Here is a 15,558-nt window from a genome sequence, read left to right as displayed (position 1 = left end):
GTACGACGCGGACCCCGGCGGTCGGCGAGGGCGACGGCTGACCGGACGGCGCCGCCGCCTGCGGCGGGATTCGCTCGCCCTCGCGGGAGAGCGACGCCACTCCCCCGACGAGCGCCAGGATGATCGCGGCGAGCACCACCGGCAAAAGCCGGCCGGAGGGCAGCACGATGTGCAGACCCTCGATGTTGATACCCGAGTTCGCGCGCCCCCCGTGGTCGGCGGAGGCCGCCCCGGTATTGCTCGCCCGCGCTGACGGCTCCGAGCCGGAACCCGGTCGCCGCCCCCGTGGATTCGGCACGTTCCGCCCCCGGTCAGGAGAGCGAGACGCCGGTGATCGCGATACTGCCGGAGCCGCTGGCGGTCGCGGGCCCGGTCCGCTCGGCCGTGGCCGATCCGCCGCCCGCACCGGCATCGCCCCGTAGACCGGAGAGCGCTTCCGCGCCCCCGTCCGCCCGTGCCTCCCCGGTGTCGGCCGCGCTCTACACCCGCCCGGACCGAGCGGCGGCGGGACGGGCCAGGAAACTCCCCGCCAGTGCGATGATCGCCACCGCGCTCTGGACGGTGGCGCCGACGAACTGGCCGCCGGACGGGCCGCCGCGCAGCCAGCACAGCGGAGTCGAGGCGATGCCCAGCAGGGCGGCGGACATGATCATGATGCGTTTTCCCCGCGATACGCGCACGTGTCTCCTTCGGGCGTTGGCCGGCGGACCGTCGGCCGGAGCCGGCCGGGTGACCACCCGCCGGTACGGCGGGTCTGCCCGGCCGCGCCCATGGATCGCCCGGACCTGCGACCCCGCGCCGCACTACCGGAAGCCGGGTCCGCGGCGCACACGACCCGGGCGAGGGCCGACATACGCCTAACGAGCCACCCGCGCCGAAGCTACGGCGCCCGTCCGCCTGCCGGCGCGTCGGCGGTTCAGCCGGCGAGCAGGAGCGCGGCGACCGCCTCCGGGGCCTCGTGCATCGCGTCGTGCCTGGTGGGCAGGTCGTGGACCTGCCATTCGGGATCGGCCTTGAGCCGGGAGCGCAGGCCGGCGAACGGCGTCCGGTCCTCCCATCCCGAGCAGTAGACGAACTCCCGGCGGGGGACTCGGGCGACCGCGCCGGTGAGCCGGATCGTCTGCAGGAACGAGGCGAGGGGATGGGGGCGGCGGCGCGGATCGCCGCCGTCCGGTGGGCGGACGGTGCGGCCGGTGGCAGCGGCGCCGGCGGCGAACACCCCCCGGAAGTGATCGTTCGTCGCCGACCAGCACGACTCGCCGTCACGCGGTACGTACGCGTCGAGGTGCACCAGTCGTGAGATCCGGCCGCCGGCCCGGTCGGCGGCGGCGGAGATCACCATCCCGGCGTAGCTGTGGCCGACCAGCGTCGCGCCGGTGACGCGGTGGCGGTCGAGGACCCGCACCACGTCGTCGGCGTGCGTGTCGAGGTTGGCGGTCGCGGCCGTCGCCTCGTCGTCTTCCGGCCGCAGACCGGTCAGCGTCAGGGCGTGGACGGTGTGGCCGGCACGCTCCAGCAGCGGAACCACCGCCTCGAACGCCCAGGAGCCCTTCCACGCGCCGGGCACCAGCACGAACGTCGCCATACGTTTCTCCTTCTCTCGCAAGCCGCGGCGTCGGGGCGCACCGCCCCGACTGCCTGCGGAGCGGCCGGTCCGCGCGACCGAGGGTCCACCCCGCATGCAGGAAGTGTCACCGGATCGCGGCATGGCGTACTACCGATACGATGCCAACTGATGCCCATTCGCCGCCAACCTCGCCTGACCACCGGTGTGACGTCGCATATGTGGCCGGCCGGCGGGCGCCACCTGTGGCCCTCCGGCGGAACAAGCGCGCTGCAGTCGCACACACGGGGACACCTGGTGTACGCGGCCAGCGGCGTCCTGGCCGTCCGCACCGGGAGCGGCACGTCGATTGTTCCCGCCAACCGGGTCGCCTGGACCCCCGCCGGGTTCACGCACCACCACCGCGCCCACGGCGACACCGATATGCGGATCGTCTTCCTCGCGCCGTCCCTCGCCCGGCTGACAGCGGACCGTCCCGCCGTGTTCCTGGCCTCCGGCCTCGCCCGCGAGGTCCTGCTCGCCCTGACCGGCCCCCGCAACTACGACGACGCCGCGCCCGGCTACAGCCGCTCCGCGCGCTCCCGGCTCCTTCGGGTCCTCGTCGACGAACTCCGCGAAGCACCGGAACAGCCGCTGCACCTGCCGGAGCCACGGGACGACCGGCTGCGGGCCATCGCCCGGACGCTGTACGAGAACCCGGCCGGCAATGCCACGCTGGCCGAACTCGGGACGGCGATCGGAGCCAGCACCCGCACCCTCAGCCGGCTGTTCCGCGACGAACTCGGCATGACCTTCTACGAGTGGCGCACGCAGCTGCGCATCCACCACGCGCTCGTGCTGCTCGCCGAGGGCCACGACACCATCCGCACCGCCTACGCCTGCGGATGGGCCAACCCCAGCAGCTTCATCGCGGCGTTCACCCGCATCATCGGAACGACCCCGGGCCGCTACCGGTCCGATCGCGGGACCGCCCGCCCGTGAGCGACGCAGCGCTCACCCGGACGCCGGCGCCGGCCGCACGCCGGTCGGCAGGTCCCGGTCGGACACCGCCGCCACCACAAGCGCCTCCAAGTCCCGCACGAGCGCGGACACTTCGTCCGCGGACACATGGTGGGTGTCCACCTGGATCTCCAGTTCCACCGCGTCCTGCGCGGCCCCGACCTGGATCATCAGCTTGTCGAGATACCGCGGGAAGGGCTTGCCCCAGCGCAGGGCGCTCCCGGCCCGCGCGGCTTCCACCTCCTGCCGGGACGGTGCCACCGGGACGGGCTGCTCGACGCCGACGCCGATGCCGAGCCGGCGATCGTTGAACAGGCAGGAGAGTTCGGCTGTCTCCTCACCGCGCTCCCGGCCGATCCGGGCCCGCAGTTCATCGACCTGCGCCGGGTCGTAGTACGCGTATTTCGAGCAGAGTGCCAGCGCCCGCCGGGTTCGGTCCACCACCTCGTCGAAAGAGGCGTCCGCGACCTCGACCATGAACAGGCCGTTGACGGACAGCGGATGGGACACGTCGGCCAGGCCGGGCCGGAACCGGTTGCTGACCACGACCTGGATCAGCGCGGGGGTGATACCGGTCAGCCGCGCGACGGCCACCGCGTACCCGGCCAGCAGCACCGAGGACGTCGAGGTGCCGGCCCGGGCCGCCACCGCCTGCGACGCCAGGTGCAGGGCGCGGGACGAGAAGACCGCCCGCCGGTAGCGCGGCTCGCCCCGGTCCACGCGCGGGCCGAACCGCCGGGGTCCCGCCGAGCGCAGCAGGCGCTCCCAGTGGCGCAGCGAGGCGTCGCTCTGCCGCCGGCCGGACGGTGTGCGCTGCAACGCCGCCAACTCCAGCGGCCCCATCGCCGACGCCGGGTTCTTCGGCTCCCCGGTGACCGGGTCGCGCTCGGCCAGTTCCCCGAGCATGACGCCGATGCCGCTGCCGTCGGTGGCGACGTGCGAGATCGCCACGACCGCGTGGGTGACCACGCCCCCGCTCCGTACGGCGGCCATCCGGATCGGCCACTCCCCGGCGTGGTCGAACGGCGTCGCCTCCCACTGGTCGGCCAGGCCCTGGGCGGCCTGGTCGGGGTCGCCGTCGTCCTCGACGTCGAGAATCCCCAGTTCGGCCCGGCCCGAGCCCCACACCTCCTGGATCAGGCCGCCGTCCGCACCGGCCCGGATCCGGGCCCGCATCGACGCGTAGCGGCACATGAAGAACCGGAGTTCCGACGCGAGGTCCCGGACCGTCCTGCCGTCCGTGACGGGTACCGCCCCGCCCATGCTCATCGAGGTGCCGGCCTGCTCCATCAGCGTCCAGACCTTGCGCTGACCCCAGGTCAGTTCGCCGACTCCGGCGCCGGGCCCCTCGAACGGTACGACGATCCGGTCCGTCATCCGCGCCCCGCCCAGGACCGTTCCCGCTACCGGCTCAGCCATCGACCGCCGCCCCCTAGAAGTGTCCGCCGCTCACCACTGCCAGGCTCACACGGGGACGGGTCAGAACGCCGGAACGTCGTCCCATCGTCTCGCCCAGGGGCATTCGCGGGAGACAGGCCCCCATGCCGCGCATCATTTTCGGGCAGGCCGCCCCAGTGACGCAAGACTCTGAGAAAATCTGGCAAGATTCGCATTCTGCCCGGTCAGGACCCCGGCGTTCTCGAGAGTCGTCCCGTCTGGCCAGGAGTCCGTTCGGCGCGATCCGCCGCTCCTGGCGCTGTCGTCGGCGGCTCTGCCACCACCGTGCCGAAAGGTGGAACGGGAGAGGTCACAAGAATGCCGGGGTCCCGGGATTCACGCGGGCACCGACGGCGATTCTCGGCTGACGGTGTCGAGCAGGAGTTTCGCGGCCACTGTTGCCGCGTCGGTACGGATGCTGTCGGCCACGGCCCTCGCCCGTGCGAGTGCCTCGGGGCCGAGGGCCGTCCCGAGCGCGGCGGACAGGGACTCGGTGGTCGGAGCCGAGCCGTCGTGTTCCGCACCGATGCCCAGGGCGGCCACCCGGCCGGCCCAGTAGGGCTGGTCCACCCCCTGGGGCACGACCACCTGCGGCGCTCCGGCCAGCGCTGCCGCCGTCGTGGTGCCCGCGCCGCCGTGGTGCACGACGGCGGCCACCCTGCTGAACAGCGCCTGCTGATTGACCTCGCCGACGACGAAGCAGTCGTCCCGGTCGTCGATCCGAGCCAGTCCGGCCCAGCCGCGGCCGACGAGTACGCGGCGGCCGTGCGCGCGGACCGCCTCGATGGACACCCGGCCGATGTCCGCCGGGACGTCCCGTGTGCTGCCGTAGCCGACGAACACCGGGGGTGTGCCCGCGTCCAGGAACGCCAGCAGGTCGCCCGCCAGGGGACGTTCGTCCGGCAGGATCCACGCCCCGGTGTGCACGACGTCGAGTCCCGGGGTCTCCCGCCACGGGCCCAGGACCGGGTCGGTCGCCAGCCAGGGCCGGTCGGTGAAGATGAAGCCGTAGACGTCGTCCACCGGCGGCAGGCCGACCGAGGCCCGGTAGGCGTTGAGCGCCTCGCCGTGCAGCGCGTTGATGGTCTGGGCGTTCAGGTCCCACAGCACCAGGTTGTCGGTGACTTCCGGCGGGAACGACTGGCCCGGCAGCAGGACGGGGGGTACCTGGTGCGGCGACCGCAGCATGAACGGACAGAACGTCACGTAGCGGTAGGGGATACCGAGCTTCTCGGCCGCCGACCGCGAGGAGAAGTGCGCGAACCCGGTCGCCAGGAGGACGTCGTATCCCTCGGCGGCGGCGACGACCGTGCCGAACTGCTCGGCCAGCTCGGTCACGAACCGGGCGGTCGCCGATTCCGTCGACGGCTCCGTGATCGCGCCGATCGGCTTGCCGACCGGCACCAGTTCCACGCCGGCCCTGGCCAGCAGTTCGGCGAAGATCTTGTTCGGCGGCGCACAGACCCGCACGTGCGCGCCGAATTCCCGTAATCGAATCGCGAGCGCGACCAGCGGTTCGACGTCCCCCCGCGACCCATATGTCGATAACAACACACGCATGACGCAACTCCCGTTCTGGCAGGTACTGGCCTCCGTCGGCAATTCTGCGACCCGACGACGGCCTTGCCGCAAGGCCCCCGGCGCGCTGTACGTTGGTAGGAGTTCTGGGCCGGGACACCCTCGGCGAGGCCGCCCGGGCCGGGATGGACGCCGTGCGGCACGGCGCGCGTGACAGCCGCCGGCAGGCCGGGGACGAACGACAACGGCCGCCCTGAGGGCGGCCGTTGAAAGGTCCTGGGCACTCATTGCCTGAGTGTGGTGGGCGATACTGGGATCGAACCAGTGACCCCTTCGGTGTGAACGAAGTGCTCTCCCGCTGAGCTAATCGCCCGGGACGAGTGGAACCTTACAGGCGAACCCGGCCGGCGTTCAAACGGCGTGCCCGCGGTCGGCGGCCAGACGGGCGAGGAGCCCGTTGCGGCCGCTGCGCATCATCAGCGCGTGGTTGGCGAGGAACAGCGGGCGGCCGGGGACGGCGAACCGCCGCATCAGGGGCTTGCGGACGACGACCTCCTGTTCGAACAGCAGCCGGGTGCCCGGGCCGTTCGCGGCGACCGTCCAGCGGACCCAGCCCTCCAGGTCGCCGGTCATGGCGACTTCGAGTATCCGGCGCTCCGGGTCCTGCCGGGTGGAGCGGGCGGCGACCACCAGGTCGTACGGGAGGACGGAGCGGAAGCGGAGCACGCCGCTGGTGTCGCCGGTCTGCCGGACCTCGCGGACCTGCGGCCACCACTGGGGGTAGAAGTCGGGGCGCTCCAGCACCCGGTAGACGGTGTCGGGTTCGGCGTCGAGCCGCCAGGTGCTGCGGAATCGGTAGTGACTCCATTCCATACGCCCAGTGTGCGCGACGCGCCAGATGGGCGCGGGAAAACGCCGAGGGTCCCGGAGACCGTCTGCACGGTCTCCGGGACCCTCGGTCCGGGTGGGCGATACTGGGATCGAACCAGTGACCCCTTCGGTGTGAACGAAGTGCTCTCCCGCTGAGCTAATCGCCCCGGTGTGCGGACTACTTTACCGCACCCGCGCGGGCGTCCCGACCAGCCCGGCGGTCCCGCGGGATCAGCCCAGCTGCCACGGCATGACGAAGCCGAAGCTCAGGACGTACCAGATCGCCAGGCCGGCCAGGACGAGCACGGCCACCGTGGTGATCAGCAGATTGCGCCGCCTGACCCGGGGGTCCATGGCGGACCTGGCGGCCTCGGTGACCTTGTGGCGGGTCCAGCGCAGCACCTTCTGCGCCCAGACGAATTCGGTGCCCCACAGCGCCATGCCGCCGAAGATGACCAGCCAGCCGGGTCCGGGCAGCGGCAGCAGGATCACCCCGCCGGCGATCACGGCGAGGCCGGCCAGGAAGACTCCGGCGCGCCACACCAGGTGCAGCGGGCGGGACCGCCGCACGAATGCGGGCGCCCGTGAGCCGAGCCGTGAATCACTGGCCACAGCTCTCTGGATGTCGTCACTCTCCGCGATCATATATGCCAACGTACCGGACTTTGCGACGATCACCGAAATGGCCGTTCCACCCTTCTCGGGACTAGTCCGTACGAGGTACCAGATGCCTCATAAACTTCTCAGAGGGGTTTACAACGTCTCCGCAGGTGGCATGTCGATTTCGCCGACGTGCGAATCCCCGAGCGCACACTGAGCGAAAGGCCCTGGCGCTTATGAACACCACGGTCAGCTGCGAGCTGCACCTGCGCCTCGTTGTGTCGAGCGAATCCTCACTGCCCGTACCCGCGGGCTTGCGGTACGACACGGCCGATCCGTATGCCGTGCACGCCACCTTCCATACCGGAGCCGAAGAGACGGTCGAATGGGTGTTCGCCCGCGATCTGCTCGCCGAGGGTCTGCACCGGCCCACCGGCACCGGAGACGTCAGAGTCTGGCCGTCCCGCAGCCATGGTCAGGGCGTCGTGTGCATCGCCCTCAGCTCCCCCGAGGGCGAAGCCCTGCTCGAAGCCCCGGCGCGGGCCCTGGAGTCCTTCCTCAAGCGGACGGACGCCGCGGTGCCGCCCGGCACCGAGCATCGTCACTTCGACCTCGACACCGAGCTCTCCCACATCCTCGCGGAGAGCTGAGCCCGGTCACCGACCGTCCGCGGCCGTCCTACTCGGGGGGACAGCCCGGACACCCAAGGCGGCACAGGGCAGTGCCCGGCCGCCTGACACCGCAGGAACGAGAGCCGCCGCCCGTGGGACGCAGCCCCACGGCGGCGGCTCCCGCGCGCTAGAGTCACCGGAACGCAGCCGATCGACGACGCCGGCAGGGAGCGTTCCGTGCTGATCAACCATGACACCAGGTGCGCGCTCGACAGTGTGGTCGACCTGATCAACACCGCACCCTCGATCGCCGGGCGCGAAGCGCTCGCCGAGGTCGCCGACCTGCGCTCCTTCGTGGAGCGGAACAACGTGAGCGAGATCGGCCGGCTCGACCGGCACGACATCACCGCGGTCCAGGCGGTACGCGCCCGCTTCACCGAGGTCTTCGCCACCACCGACGACGCCACCGCGGCCACCATGCTCAACGCGATGATCGCCGAGGCCGGCACCACCCCCCGGCTCACCGACCACGACGGCTACGACCTGCACGTGCACTACTTCGCGCCGGGCGCGTCGCTGTCGGACCACCTCGCCGCGGACTGCGGCATGGCGCTGGCCTTCCTGATCGTCGCCGGCGAGCGGGAACGGCTGCGGCGCTGCGACGCGCCGGACTGCCGGCACGCCTTCGTGGACCTGTCCCGCAACCGTTCCCGCCGCTACTGCGACAGCCGCACCTGCGGCAACCGGCTGCACGTCGCCGCCTACCGGGCCAGGCGCCGGGAGGCGGGCGAGGCGGGCGACACCGCCGACGCGGGCGCCGACGAGGCAGCCGCGTCCTGACCCGGGTGCGTCCTGGAGCGGGGAGCGGGGCGGCGGCCGGGGCCGCCCGCCGGTCAGCCGGTCAGCCGGTCACAGGAAGAGCAGGTCGTAGGCGGCGCCCAGGCCCAGCAGGCTGCCGATCACCAGCAGGAAGAGCATCAGCGGGGGCTGGGAGAGGGCGTAGAGACAGCCCTGCGGCTCGCTGACCGGCTCGCCGGCGAGCGGGGGACACGGAGGGCGCTCCCTGGCCGGCAGGGTCTCCAGCGGCGCGGTGCGGCCGCCGGGGCGGGTGACCGTGGCACGGGCGGTGGGCGCGGAGCGCGGAGCGGGAAGGACGTCGGAGGCGGTCGGTCCGGCACGGTCCGGCCGCTCAGCGGCGACACGGTCGCCAATGGTGGGCAGCACACGGTGATCTTCGCGCAGCGCACGGGTGCCTGTGACCCAACACGCGCACTCCGGGGGATCTTCCGCAGTGTGGACACATGACGTCCGGTTCATGGACTAAAGTGCCGGATCCGGTCGGCCGGTCCTGTCGCGTACGGACGTCGCGACCGCCTTACCTGCTGCTTCGTCCGGGCCGTACGACCCGCCGGAGCCGGGTCCCCGACCGGGCCGTACGACCCCGTGAGCGCGACCGCAGCGGTCGGTGTCCGGATGGTGGACGCAGGGGCGCCCGGCCCTCAGATACCGCGGCGCTTGAGGATCTCCTCGACATCCGCGAAGTCGGACAGGCCGCTGTCGGAACCGCCCCTGCGCCTGGCCGCCGCCGGGCGGCCCGCCGGTATCGCCGCGGTCGACGCGCCGGGCACGGCGGCCGGAGCACGGCCACCGCCCTCCGGCAGCCGGGCCGAGACCAGCCGGGTGATGCCGTACAGCAGCGCGGCGACGGCGAGCACGCCGAAGCCCATCCACACGGTCGGCTTGAGGACCAGGTCGGCGGCCCAGTGGCCGGTGGCCGTCGTGACCTTGCGGCCCAGCGTGACCAGGCCGGCCATCGCCAGCCCGATCGGCACGAGGGACGCCGCGGCGATCCTGGTGGCCGCGAGGAACCGGCGCCGGTAGGCGGTCAGCATCGCGATGGCCAGGCCGCCCGCGGACAGCGCGGCACATAGCGTCGTGGTCAGCATCCTGCGGCTCCCGTCGGTCGGTGCTCCCCCATCGTGCCTCGGACCGTACGCGGATGGCCATGGCCGACGCCGAGAGTTCAGGGGGATCTCCGGGGCGCCTCCTCCCCGAGTGGGAGACTGGCGGCATGGATCTTCCCCCTCCCCCGGCCGGGCGCCGCGCCGTACTCGACGTCTGGTGCGAGTTGCAGTGCCCCGACTGCCGCACCGCCTTCGCCGACCTCCAGGCGCTGCGCGAGCGGTACGGCGACGCGCTCGACATCCAGTTGCGGCACTTCCCGCTGGAGAAGCACAAGCACGCGCTCGCGGCGGCGCAGGCGTACGAGGAGGCGTACGCGCAGGGCCGCGGCTGGGAGTACGCCGAGGCGGTGCTCGCGCAGGCGGAGGAGCTGGCGGTCGCGGGTGAGCCGCTGCTCATCGACATCGCACGCGAACTCGGCCTCGACGCGGAGGAGTTCGACACGGCGCTGATCGACGGCCGCCACTTGCTGGTCGTCGACTCCGACCAGGCCGAGGGCAAGGCGATCGGCGTCACCGGCACGCCCACGTACGTCATAGCCGGGCAACGCCTCGACGGCGGCCGCTCACAGGACGGCCTGCGCGCCCGCATCGAGTCCTTGGCGGACGAGTTGCTCGCGTAGCCCGCCACGGTGGGGCCTGCCGTGCCCCTCACGGTCGTCCGCCCCCTCCCGCCGGCGGTGGCTGCCCGCGCGGCTCCTGCGCCCCCGGGTGCTTGCCGCTTGCGGCGGCGTCGCTTCCTTACCGGCGTCGTGTGGTGCGCGCGCCGGGCCCCGGCGACAGGCCACCGCACGTGGCACGGACCCGCAGAGCCCGCCGCTAGGCGAGCGGCTTCCACAGTTGGCGCAGCGTCGGCCGGTACCCCAGGGACGCGTAGAGCCCGATCGCCACCGCGTTGGCGGTGAAGACGTTGAGGCCGACCCGCCTCGTGCCTGCCGCGAGGCACGCCGTTTCGGCGGCGCGCATCAGAGTGCGGCCGTGGCCCCGGCCGCGGTACGGCGGGAGGACCTCGACCGCCTGGATCCAGCCGGGACCCGGCAGTGCGAGCAGCCACACGTGCCCGACGGCCGCCCCGTCCTGGTCGAGGGCGAGCAGCTCGCCGCCGGGGGCGTGGGCACCGCCGGGCAGGGCCTGGGCGTATGAGGCCGCCGCGTGGGCCTCGGCCTGGTCCGCGGGCACGCCCGCCTCCGTGAGGGCGGCGACGAAGCCGACCCGCTGCCGCGCCAGCCAGTCCGCGCCGTCCCGCGCGGTCAGCGACCGCAGCGCGCCGCCGGGCGGCAGGTCATGGTGCCCGGCGCCCGGGGCCAGGTCCTTGTGCAGGGTGCGGTTGGTCTCGGTGTAGCCGAGCGCAGCGACCATCCGCAGCGCGTACTCCGCCCCGCTGGGCACCGAGACCAGTACCCGCCCGCACCCCCACTGCCGCAGCACTTCCTCCGCGGCGAGCGCCGCGACCGTACCGCGGCCGCGCCGCCGGTCCGGCTCGTCGATGGCGACCGCGTCGATCCGGCCGGGGCCGCCGCGCGGCCCGGCGCCGATCCGTATGGTGCCGACCGGCCGCCCGTTGACGCAGACGGCGTAGTCCCGCGTCCGCCCGCCGTCCTGCTCGCGCCGTTCGGGTCCCGCCGGTCTCAGGGTCGTCGTCATGCGTCGCGCTCCCGGTTCGCCACCCGCTGGGCCGTCAGCGGGGTGCGGTCGAGTGTACGGTCCCGCGGCCGCATTGCCAGGGCCTGCCGGTTGGTTCTGCACGGAGGAAGGAGGCGGCGCGGAGTTGTCGTTGACCGACGGCAACGCGGCACACGTGCGTGCCGCACGCCGCGACGCCGCGCAGAGCCGGCCCCCAGGCTCTACGGGTTCGGGTCCGCCGCCGCGCGCTCGGCGAAGACGGCCGCGGCCTTGGCCGTCACCGGCCCCGGGGCGCCGGGGAGTTCACGCGCGTCGACCCGGTTGACGGCCTGCACGTCCCGCAGCGAGGAGGTCAGGAAGATCTCCTCCGCCTCGGCCAGCGCCTCGAACGGCAGGTCCTCCTCGTGCGCGCCGGCCCATTCGATGACCAGTTCGCGGGTGATCCCGGCCAGGCAGCCGGACGACAGCGGCGGGGTGAACAGCCGGCCGCCGAGGACGACGAAGATGTTGGAGCCGGTGCCCTCGCACAGCCGGCCTGTGGTGTTGGCGAAGATCGCCTCGCCGGCACCCTGCTCGCGGGCGCGGGCCAGCGCGACGACGTTCTCGCCGTACGAGGTGGTCTTCAGGCCGGTGAGGGCGCCGCGCTCGTTGCGGGTCCACGGCACGGTGACGATCGCGCCGGGCCCCGGGCTGACGTCGGCCGTACCGATGGCGGCCACCAGGGTCGGGCCCGCGTCGCCGCGGTCGGAGCCGAGCGGCGAGAGGCCGCCGGTGTAGGTGATCCTGAGCCGCCCGTGCGGCAGCGGGTTGGCGGCGAGCACCGCCGCGCAGGCGCGGGCCACCTCGTCCTGGTCGGGCTCGGGCAGGCCGAGGCCGAGGGCGGAGCGGGTCAGCCGCCTGAGGTGCCGGGTGAGCGCGAAGGCGCGTCCGTCCGTGGTCTTGAGCGTCTCGAAGACGCCGTCGCCGACGGTCAGCCCGTGGTCGAGCACCGACACCGTGGCGTCCTCGCTGTCCCGCAGTACGCCGTCCACCCAGATCTTCACCGCAGTGTCCTCCCGCTCGCCTCGTGTACTCCCGACGCTACCGCCAGCAGCCGTTCCGCCTTGAGTTCGGTCTCCGCCCATTCGCCCGCCGGGTCCGAGCCCCAGGTGATGCCGGCGCCGGTGCCGAACCGCAGCTGCGGGCGTCCCGGGCCGCCGCGGTCGATCCAGAAGGTGCGGATGCCGACCGCGAGGGCCGCGGTGCCGCGGTCGGCGTCGACCCAGCCGACGGCGCCGCAGTAGGGGCCGCGGGGCGCGGTCTCCAGCTTGCCGATGATGCGCAGGGCGCTGGCTTTCGGCGCGCCGGTGACCGAGCCGGGCGGGAAGGCGGCGGCGAGCAGCTCCGGCCAGCCCGCGCCGGGGCGCAGGTCGCCGCGGACGGTGGAGACCAGGTGCACCAGGCCGGGGTGCGGCTCGACCGCGCACAGTGCGGGCACGGTGACCGAGCCGGTGGCGCAGACCCGGCCGAGGTCGTTGCGCACCAGGTCGACGATCATCACGTTCTCCGCCTCGTCCTTGGGCAGGAAGCCGTCGGCGGTCCGTGCGGTGCCCTTGATGGGACCCGACTCGACAGTGCGGCCGTCCCGGCGCAGGAAGAGCTCGGGCGAGGCGGTGGCGATCTCGACGCCGTGCGCGGGCAGCCGGATCGTTCCTGCGTAGGGCGCGGGATTGCCCAGCGCGAGGACCGCGCCGAGCGCGTCGATGTCGGGCGGCGGCGCGCCGGCCCCGACCGGCAGCGGCGCGGTGAGCACCCGGCAGAGGTTGACCTGATAGACGTCGCCCGCGGCGATGCGCTCCCGGACGGTACGGACGCCCGCCTCGTAGGCGCCGCGGTCCAGGGAGGTGGTCCAGGCGGCCCGGTCGGGGCCGTGCCAGGCGGCGGCCCGGTCCGCGTCGGTGTCGGCGGCGGGCGCCCGGCGTACGTCGCCGAAGCGGGCGCAGACCGTACGGCCCTCGAAGTCCACGGCGACCGCCCAGAAGCCCGCGGAGTCCAGTGCTCCGGCGTCCGCGGTGACATCCCGCAGGTCGGAGGCGACAAGACCGCCGAAACGGGCCATGGGGGCGAGATCGCGCACGGTGCTTCCCTGGTGGACTGGATCGGGCAGGACCCGAGTCTAGGCGGGCCAGGTCACGGGGGGTGGTGCGGTGCCCCGGCCGTCAACTGCCCGTCATCGGCCCGGCACGCTGCGGAAACCGATTTTTGAGCTGGCCCCGGGATCCGCTAGAGTTCAACCCGTTGCCCCGGAACGCGTTTCGAGGCAGACCTGCGGACGTGGCTCAGTTGGTAGAGCATCACCTTGCCAAGGTGAGGGTCGCGAGTTCGAATCTCGTCGTCCGCTCNTTTCGAGGCAGACCTGCGGACGTGGCTCAGTTGGTAGAGCATCACCTTGCCAAGGTGAGGGTCGCGAGTTCGAATCTCGTCGTCCGCTCGACGTGGGGGACCCTCCCGGGGCCCCCGCTGTGTTGGTGGAGTGGCCGAGAGGCGAGGCAACGGCCTGCAAAGCCGTCTACACGGGTTCAAATCCCGTCTCCACCTCCAAGGACGATTAGCTCAGCGGGAGAGCGCTTCCCTGACACGGAAGAGGTCACTGGTTCAATCCCAGTATCGNCGATTAGCTCAGCGGGAGAGCGCTTCCCTGACACGGAAGAGGTCACTGGTTCAATCCCAGTATCGTCCACTGGATCCCACCGGATCCTGAGCAGGGCGCCCGCGCGATTAGCTCAGCGGGAGAGCGCTTCCCTGACACGGAAGAGGTCACTGGTTCAATCCCAGTATCGCGCACGCAGCACCGGCGCCCCCAGGCGCCACCGAGGACGATTAGCTCAGCGGGAGAGCGCTTCCCTGACACGGAAGAGGTCACTGGTTCAATCCCAGTATCGTCCACACCCGCATCACCCGAGGGCCGGANCGATTAGCTCAGCGGGAGAGCGCTTCCCTGACACGGAAGAGGTCACTGGTTCAATCCCAGTATCGTCCACACCCGCATCACCCGAGGGCCGGAAGCACTCCGCTTCCGGCCCTCGGTCGTGTCCGGGTCGGGGCCGGTCGCGCCCCGGCCGGCCCGGTCGGGGCCGGTCGTGCCCCGGCCGGTCGCTGACCGGTCCTGGTCAGGACGAGAAGAGCATGTGGCCGAAGCCGTGCCGGTGGTGCTTGCTGTGGCCGTGGCCATGGCTCTGCCCGTGGCCGTACTGCGGCGCTCCCCACGCGGGGGCCGGCGGCTGCGGGTAGCCGGGCTGGACGGGCGGCGCGGGGTAGGCCTGCGGCGGCGGGGCCTGCTGGCCCCCCCACTTGCCTTCGAGCTGGGTCAGTGCCTCAAGCTCGCCGTAGTCGAGAAAGATGCCGCGGCAGTTGCCGCACTGCTCGATCTGGACGCCACTGCGGTTGTACGTCTGCATGTGGCCGTGACACTTGGGGCAGACCATCGTCGCCTCATCTCCTCGCGTGAACGGATGAGTTCACTCTAGTTGGGCGATACGGGCGCAGGTGGCGACGAGTTCGGACTCGGCCTCATCGAGTTCGCGGCCGTCCCTGGCCGCCTTGGCGACGCCGATCGCCGCGGTCTGTACGGCCAACGCGCGGGCGGGGACGTCGAGTTGTCCCCAGGGGTCGCCGCTCCCGGGTACGGCGGGACCGCCGGCGGCCCGGTAGGCGGCGAGGAAGCGCGCCCAGGCGTCCGGCGCCAGCAGGCCGGCCGCGAACCACATCGCGGGCCTGGCCAGGTCCCAGGCGGCGGGTCCCGTACCGAGGTCGTCCACGTCGATCAGCAGCCAGTCGCCGTCCGGCGCCGGGTGCCGTACCAGCTGGCCCAGGTGCAGGTCGCCGTGGCACAGGGCGGCGGGGCCCGGGTGCGGTGCCTCGTCCCTGGCCCAGGCGGGCAGCCGCCGCCAGGCCCGGCGTACGGTACGGGCCGCCGCCGAGTCGGCGACGCCGCGCAGCCGGGCGACGGCGAGCGCGGCCTTGGCCGGGCCGCGCATCGGCGGCAGCGGCCCGGGCAGCGCGGCCTCGGGCACCGTGTGCAGCCGGGCGAGCAGCACCGCCGCCTCGGCCCAGGGTGCGGCCTCCGGGTCGTGCCGGTCGACCGGCAGGCCGTACGGCCAGGCGCTGACCGGCCGCCCGCGCACCGCGCCGCCGTCCGGGGCGGTGCGCGGCAGCGGGGCCAGCAGGATGCCGCGCAGCAGCGGATGGCCGGCCACCGCGATCCGTACGGCGAGCGCCGCGGCGTCCGTGCCGGGGGCGTGGGCCTTGGCGACGACGCCGCCGACCCGGACGACCGTGCCGTCCGGCCGGTCGGCCAGCACGGTGGTGGCGGCGGGCACGGTGGGCGGCGCGGGGG

18 protein-coding genes and 9 tRNA genes are annotated in these 15,558 nt (G+C 73.1%); 11 read left to right on the top strand and 16 right to left on the bottom strand.

The genetic code is table 11. The annotated features are described in order from the left end of the window. From V7E46_RS28370 to V7E46_RS28360, 3 genes are all read right to left on the bottom strand, one after another. Positions 1 to 298: hypothetical protein (locus tag V7E46_RS28370; RefSeq protein WP_333771076.1), on the bottom strand; the 298-nt coding region annotated here is incomplete at its 3' end. Positions 299 to 479: 181 nt separating this feature from the next. Next, positions 480 to 653 carry a hypothetical protein gene (locus V7E46_RS28365; RefSeq protein ID WP_333771075.1) on the bottom strand — a complete coding sequence of 58 codons (174 nt, stop codon included), beginning with the start codon at positions 651 to 653 and terminating at the stop codon, positions 480 to 482. 263 nt (positions 654 to 916) lie between these two features. Further along, positions 917 to 1,585, bottom strand: a complete 669-nt coding sequence (locus V7E46_RS28360; protein ID WP_333771074.1) for an alpha/beta fold hydrolase — start codon at positions 1,583 to 1,585, stop codon at positions 917 to 919. 249 nt (positions 1,586 to 1,834) lie between these two features. Here V7E46_RS28360 and V7E46_RS28355 point away from each other — a divergent pair, with 249 nt between their 5' ends. Further along, on the top strand, positions 1,835 to 2,545 hold the full coding sequence (locus tag V7E46_RS28355; protein WP_443054372.1) for an AraC family transcriptional regulator: 711 nt from the start codon (positions 1,835 to 1,837) through the stop codon (positions 2,543 to 2,545). Between the two features lie 12 nt (positions 2,546 to 2,557). On the opposite strand, the gene V7E46_RS28350 is transcribed toward V7E46_RS28355, so the two are convergent. The 6 genes from V7E46_RS28350 to V7E46_RS28325 all read right to left on the bottom strand — a co-directional run bounded on the left by V7E46_RS28350 (position 2,558) and on the right by V7E46_RS28325 (position 7,033). Continuing rightward, positions 2,558 to 3,982 carry a condensation domain-containing protein gene (locus tag V7E46_RS28350; RefSeq protein WP_333771072.1) on the bottom strand — a complete coding sequence of 475 codons (1,425 nt, stop codon included), beginning with the start codon at positions 3,980 to 3,982 and terminating at the stop codon, positions 2,558 to 2,560. Positions 3,983 to 4,336: 354 nt separating this feature from the next. Then, entirely contained in the window at positions 4,337 to 5,560 is a 1,224-nt protein-coding gene (locus V7E46_RS28345; RefSeq protein ID WP_333771071.1) for a glycosyltransferase, read from the bottom strand. A gap of 256 nt (positions 5,561 to 5,816) precedes the next feature. Continuing rightward, positions 5,817 to 5,891: transfer RNA gene (locus V7E46_RS28340), tRNA-Val, on the bottom strand. A gap of 38 nt (positions 5,892 to 5,929) precedes the next feature. Then, entirely contained in the window at positions 5,930 to 6,391 is a 462-nt protein-coding gene (locus V7E46_RS28335; RefSeq protein ID WP_333771070.1) for an SRPBCC family protein, read from the bottom strand. 92 nt (positions 6,392 to 6,483) lie between these two features. Next, positions 6,484 to 6,555 (bottom strand) — tRNA-Val (locus V7E46_RS28330). A 64-nt stretch (positions 6,556 to 6,619) separates the two neighbouring features. Beyond that, complete coding sequence (locus V7E46_RS28325) at positions 6,620 to 7,033, bottom strand: TIGR02611 family protein (protein WP_333771069.1); 414 nt, start codon at positions 7,031 to 7,033, stop codon at positions 6,620 to 6,622. A gap of 191 nt (positions 7,034 to 7,224) precedes the next feature. On the opposite strand from V7E46_RS28325, the gene V7E46_RS28320 reads away from it, so the two are divergent. Together V7E46_RS28320 and V7E46_RS28315 are read left to right on the top strand one after the other, a co-directional pair. Further along, positions 7,225 to 7,638: an SsgA family sporulation/cell division regulator gene (locus tag V7E46_RS28320; protein WP_003959770.1), complete on the top strand. Its 414-nt coding sequence runs from the start codon at positions 7,225 to 7,227 to the stop codon at positions 7,636 to 7,638. 198 nt (positions 7,639 to 7,836) lie between these two features. Next, a complete protein-coding gene (locus V7E46_RS28315) occupies positions 7,837 to 8,439 on the top strand; it encodes a CGNR zinc finger domain-containing protein (RefSeq protein WP_329180668.1) in 603 nt (200 codons plus the stop codon). Positions 8,440 to 8,508: 69 nt separating this feature from the next. Here the strand turns inward: V7E46_RS28315 and V7E46_RS28310 are convergent, their stop codons facing one another. Together V7E46_RS28310 and V7E46_RS28305 are read right to left on the bottom strand one after the other, a co-directional pair. Beyond that, a complete protein-coding gene (locus tag V7E46_RS28310) occupies positions 8,509 to 8,823 on the bottom strand; it encodes a hypothetical protein (RefSeq protein WP_333771077.1) in 315 nt (104 codons plus the stop codon). Between the two features lie 275 nt (positions 8,824 to 9,098). Beyond that, positions 9,099 to 9,545 carry a hypothetical protein gene (locus V7E46_RS28305; protein WP_333771068.1) on the bottom strand — a complete coding sequence of 149 codons (447 nt, stop codon included), beginning with the start codon at positions 9,543 to 9,545 and terminating at the stop codon, positions 9,099 to 9,101. Positions 9,546 to 9,670: 125 nt separating this feature from the next. Between V7E46_RS28305 and V7E46_RS28300 the strand changes: the two genes are divergently transcribed. Continuing rightward, positions 9,671 to 10,183 carry a DsbA family protein gene (locus V7E46_RS28300; protein WP_333771067.1) on the top strand — a complete coding sequence of 171 codons (513 nt, stop codon included), beginning with the start codon at positions 9,671 to 9,673 and terminating at the stop codon, positions 10,181 to 10,183. Between the two features lie 196 nt (positions 10,184 to 10,379). Here V7E46_RS28300 and V7E46_RS28295 read toward each other — a convergent pair whose 3' ends face one another. The 3 genes from V7E46_RS28295 to V7E46_RS28285 form a co-directional block, all read right to left on the bottom strand. Beyond that, positions 10,380 to 11,204, bottom strand: a complete 825-nt coding sequence (locus V7E46_RS28295) for a GNAT family N-acetyltransferase (RefSeq protein WP_333771066.1) — start codon at positions 11,202 to 11,204, stop codon at positions 10,380 to 10,382. A gap of 200 nt (positions 11,205 to 11,404) precedes the next feature. Next, a complete protein-coding gene (locus tag V7E46_RS28290) occupies positions 11,405 to 12,226 on the bottom strand; it encodes an aminotransferase class IV (RefSeq protein WP_333771065.1) in 822 nt (273 codons plus the stop codon). Then, positions 12,223 to 13,299 (bottom strand): chorismate-binding protein, encoded by a 1,077-nt coding sequence (locus V7E46_RS28285; RefSeq protein ID WP_333771064.1) that lies wholly within the window; start codon positions 13,297 to 13,299, stop codon positions 12,223 to 12,225. The genes V7E46_RS28290 and V7E46_RS28285 overlap by 4 nt, the downstream gene beginning before the upstream one ends. Before the next feature lie 191 nt (positions 13,300 to 13,490). Here V7E46_RS28285 and V7E46_RS28280 point away from each other — a divergent pair. The 7 genes from V7E46_RS28280 to V7E46_RS28250 all read left to right on the top strand — a co-directional run bounded on the left by V7E46_RS28280 (position 13,491) and on the right by V7E46_RS28250 (position 14,202). Beyond that, positions 13,491 to 13,563: transfer RNA gene (locus V7E46_RS28280), tRNA-Gly, on the top strand. A gap of 17 nt (positions 13,564 to 13,580) precedes the next feature. Further along, positions 13,581 to 13,653 (top strand) — tRNA-Gly (locus V7E46_RS28275). A 36-nt stretch (positions 13,654 to 13,689) separates the two neighbouring features. Then, a tRNA-Cys gene (locus V7E46_RS28270) sits at positions 13,690 to 13,763 on the top strand. A gap of 68 nt (positions 13,764 to 13,831) precedes the next feature. After that, positions 13,832 to 13,902 (top strand) — tRNA-Val (locus V7E46_RS28265). Positions 13,903 to 13,934: 32 nt separating this feature from the next. Then, positions 13,935 to 14,006 (top strand) — tRNA-Val (locus V7E46_RS28260). Between the two features lie 30 nt (positions 14,007 to 14,036). Continuing rightward, positions 14,037 to 14,108: transfer RNA gene (locus tag V7E46_RS28255), tRNA-Val, on the top strand. A 21-nt stretch (positions 14,109 to 14,129) separates the two neighbouring features. Next, positions 14,130 to 14,202: transfer RNA gene (locus V7E46_RS28250), tRNA-Val, on the top strand. A 130-nt stretch (positions 14,203 to 14,332) separates the two neighbouring features. Here V7E46_RS28250 and V7E46_RS28245 read toward each other — a convergent pair. Both V7E46_RS28245 and V7E46_RS28240 read right to left on the bottom strand, forming a co-directional pair. After that, entirely contained in the window at positions 14,333 to 14,647 is a 315-nt protein-coding gene (locus V7E46_RS28245) for a TFIIB-type zinc ribbon-containing protein (protein ID WP_333771063.1), read from the bottom strand. A gap of 33 nt (positions 14,648 to 14,680) precedes the next feature. Further along, a partial coding sequence (locus tag V7E46_RS28240) for a phosphotransferase family protein (RefSeq protein WP_333771062.1) occupies positions 14,681 to 15,558 on the bottom strand: 878 nt, incomplete at its 5' end.

It is taken from the genome of Streptomyces sp. IBSBF 2435 (assembly GCF_036815005.1).
Taxonomy (GTDB): Bacteria; Actinomycetota; Actinomycetes; order Streptomycetales; family Streptomycetaceae; genus Actinacidiphila.
This window is presented reverse-complemented; position numbering and strand designations above follow the sequence as displayed.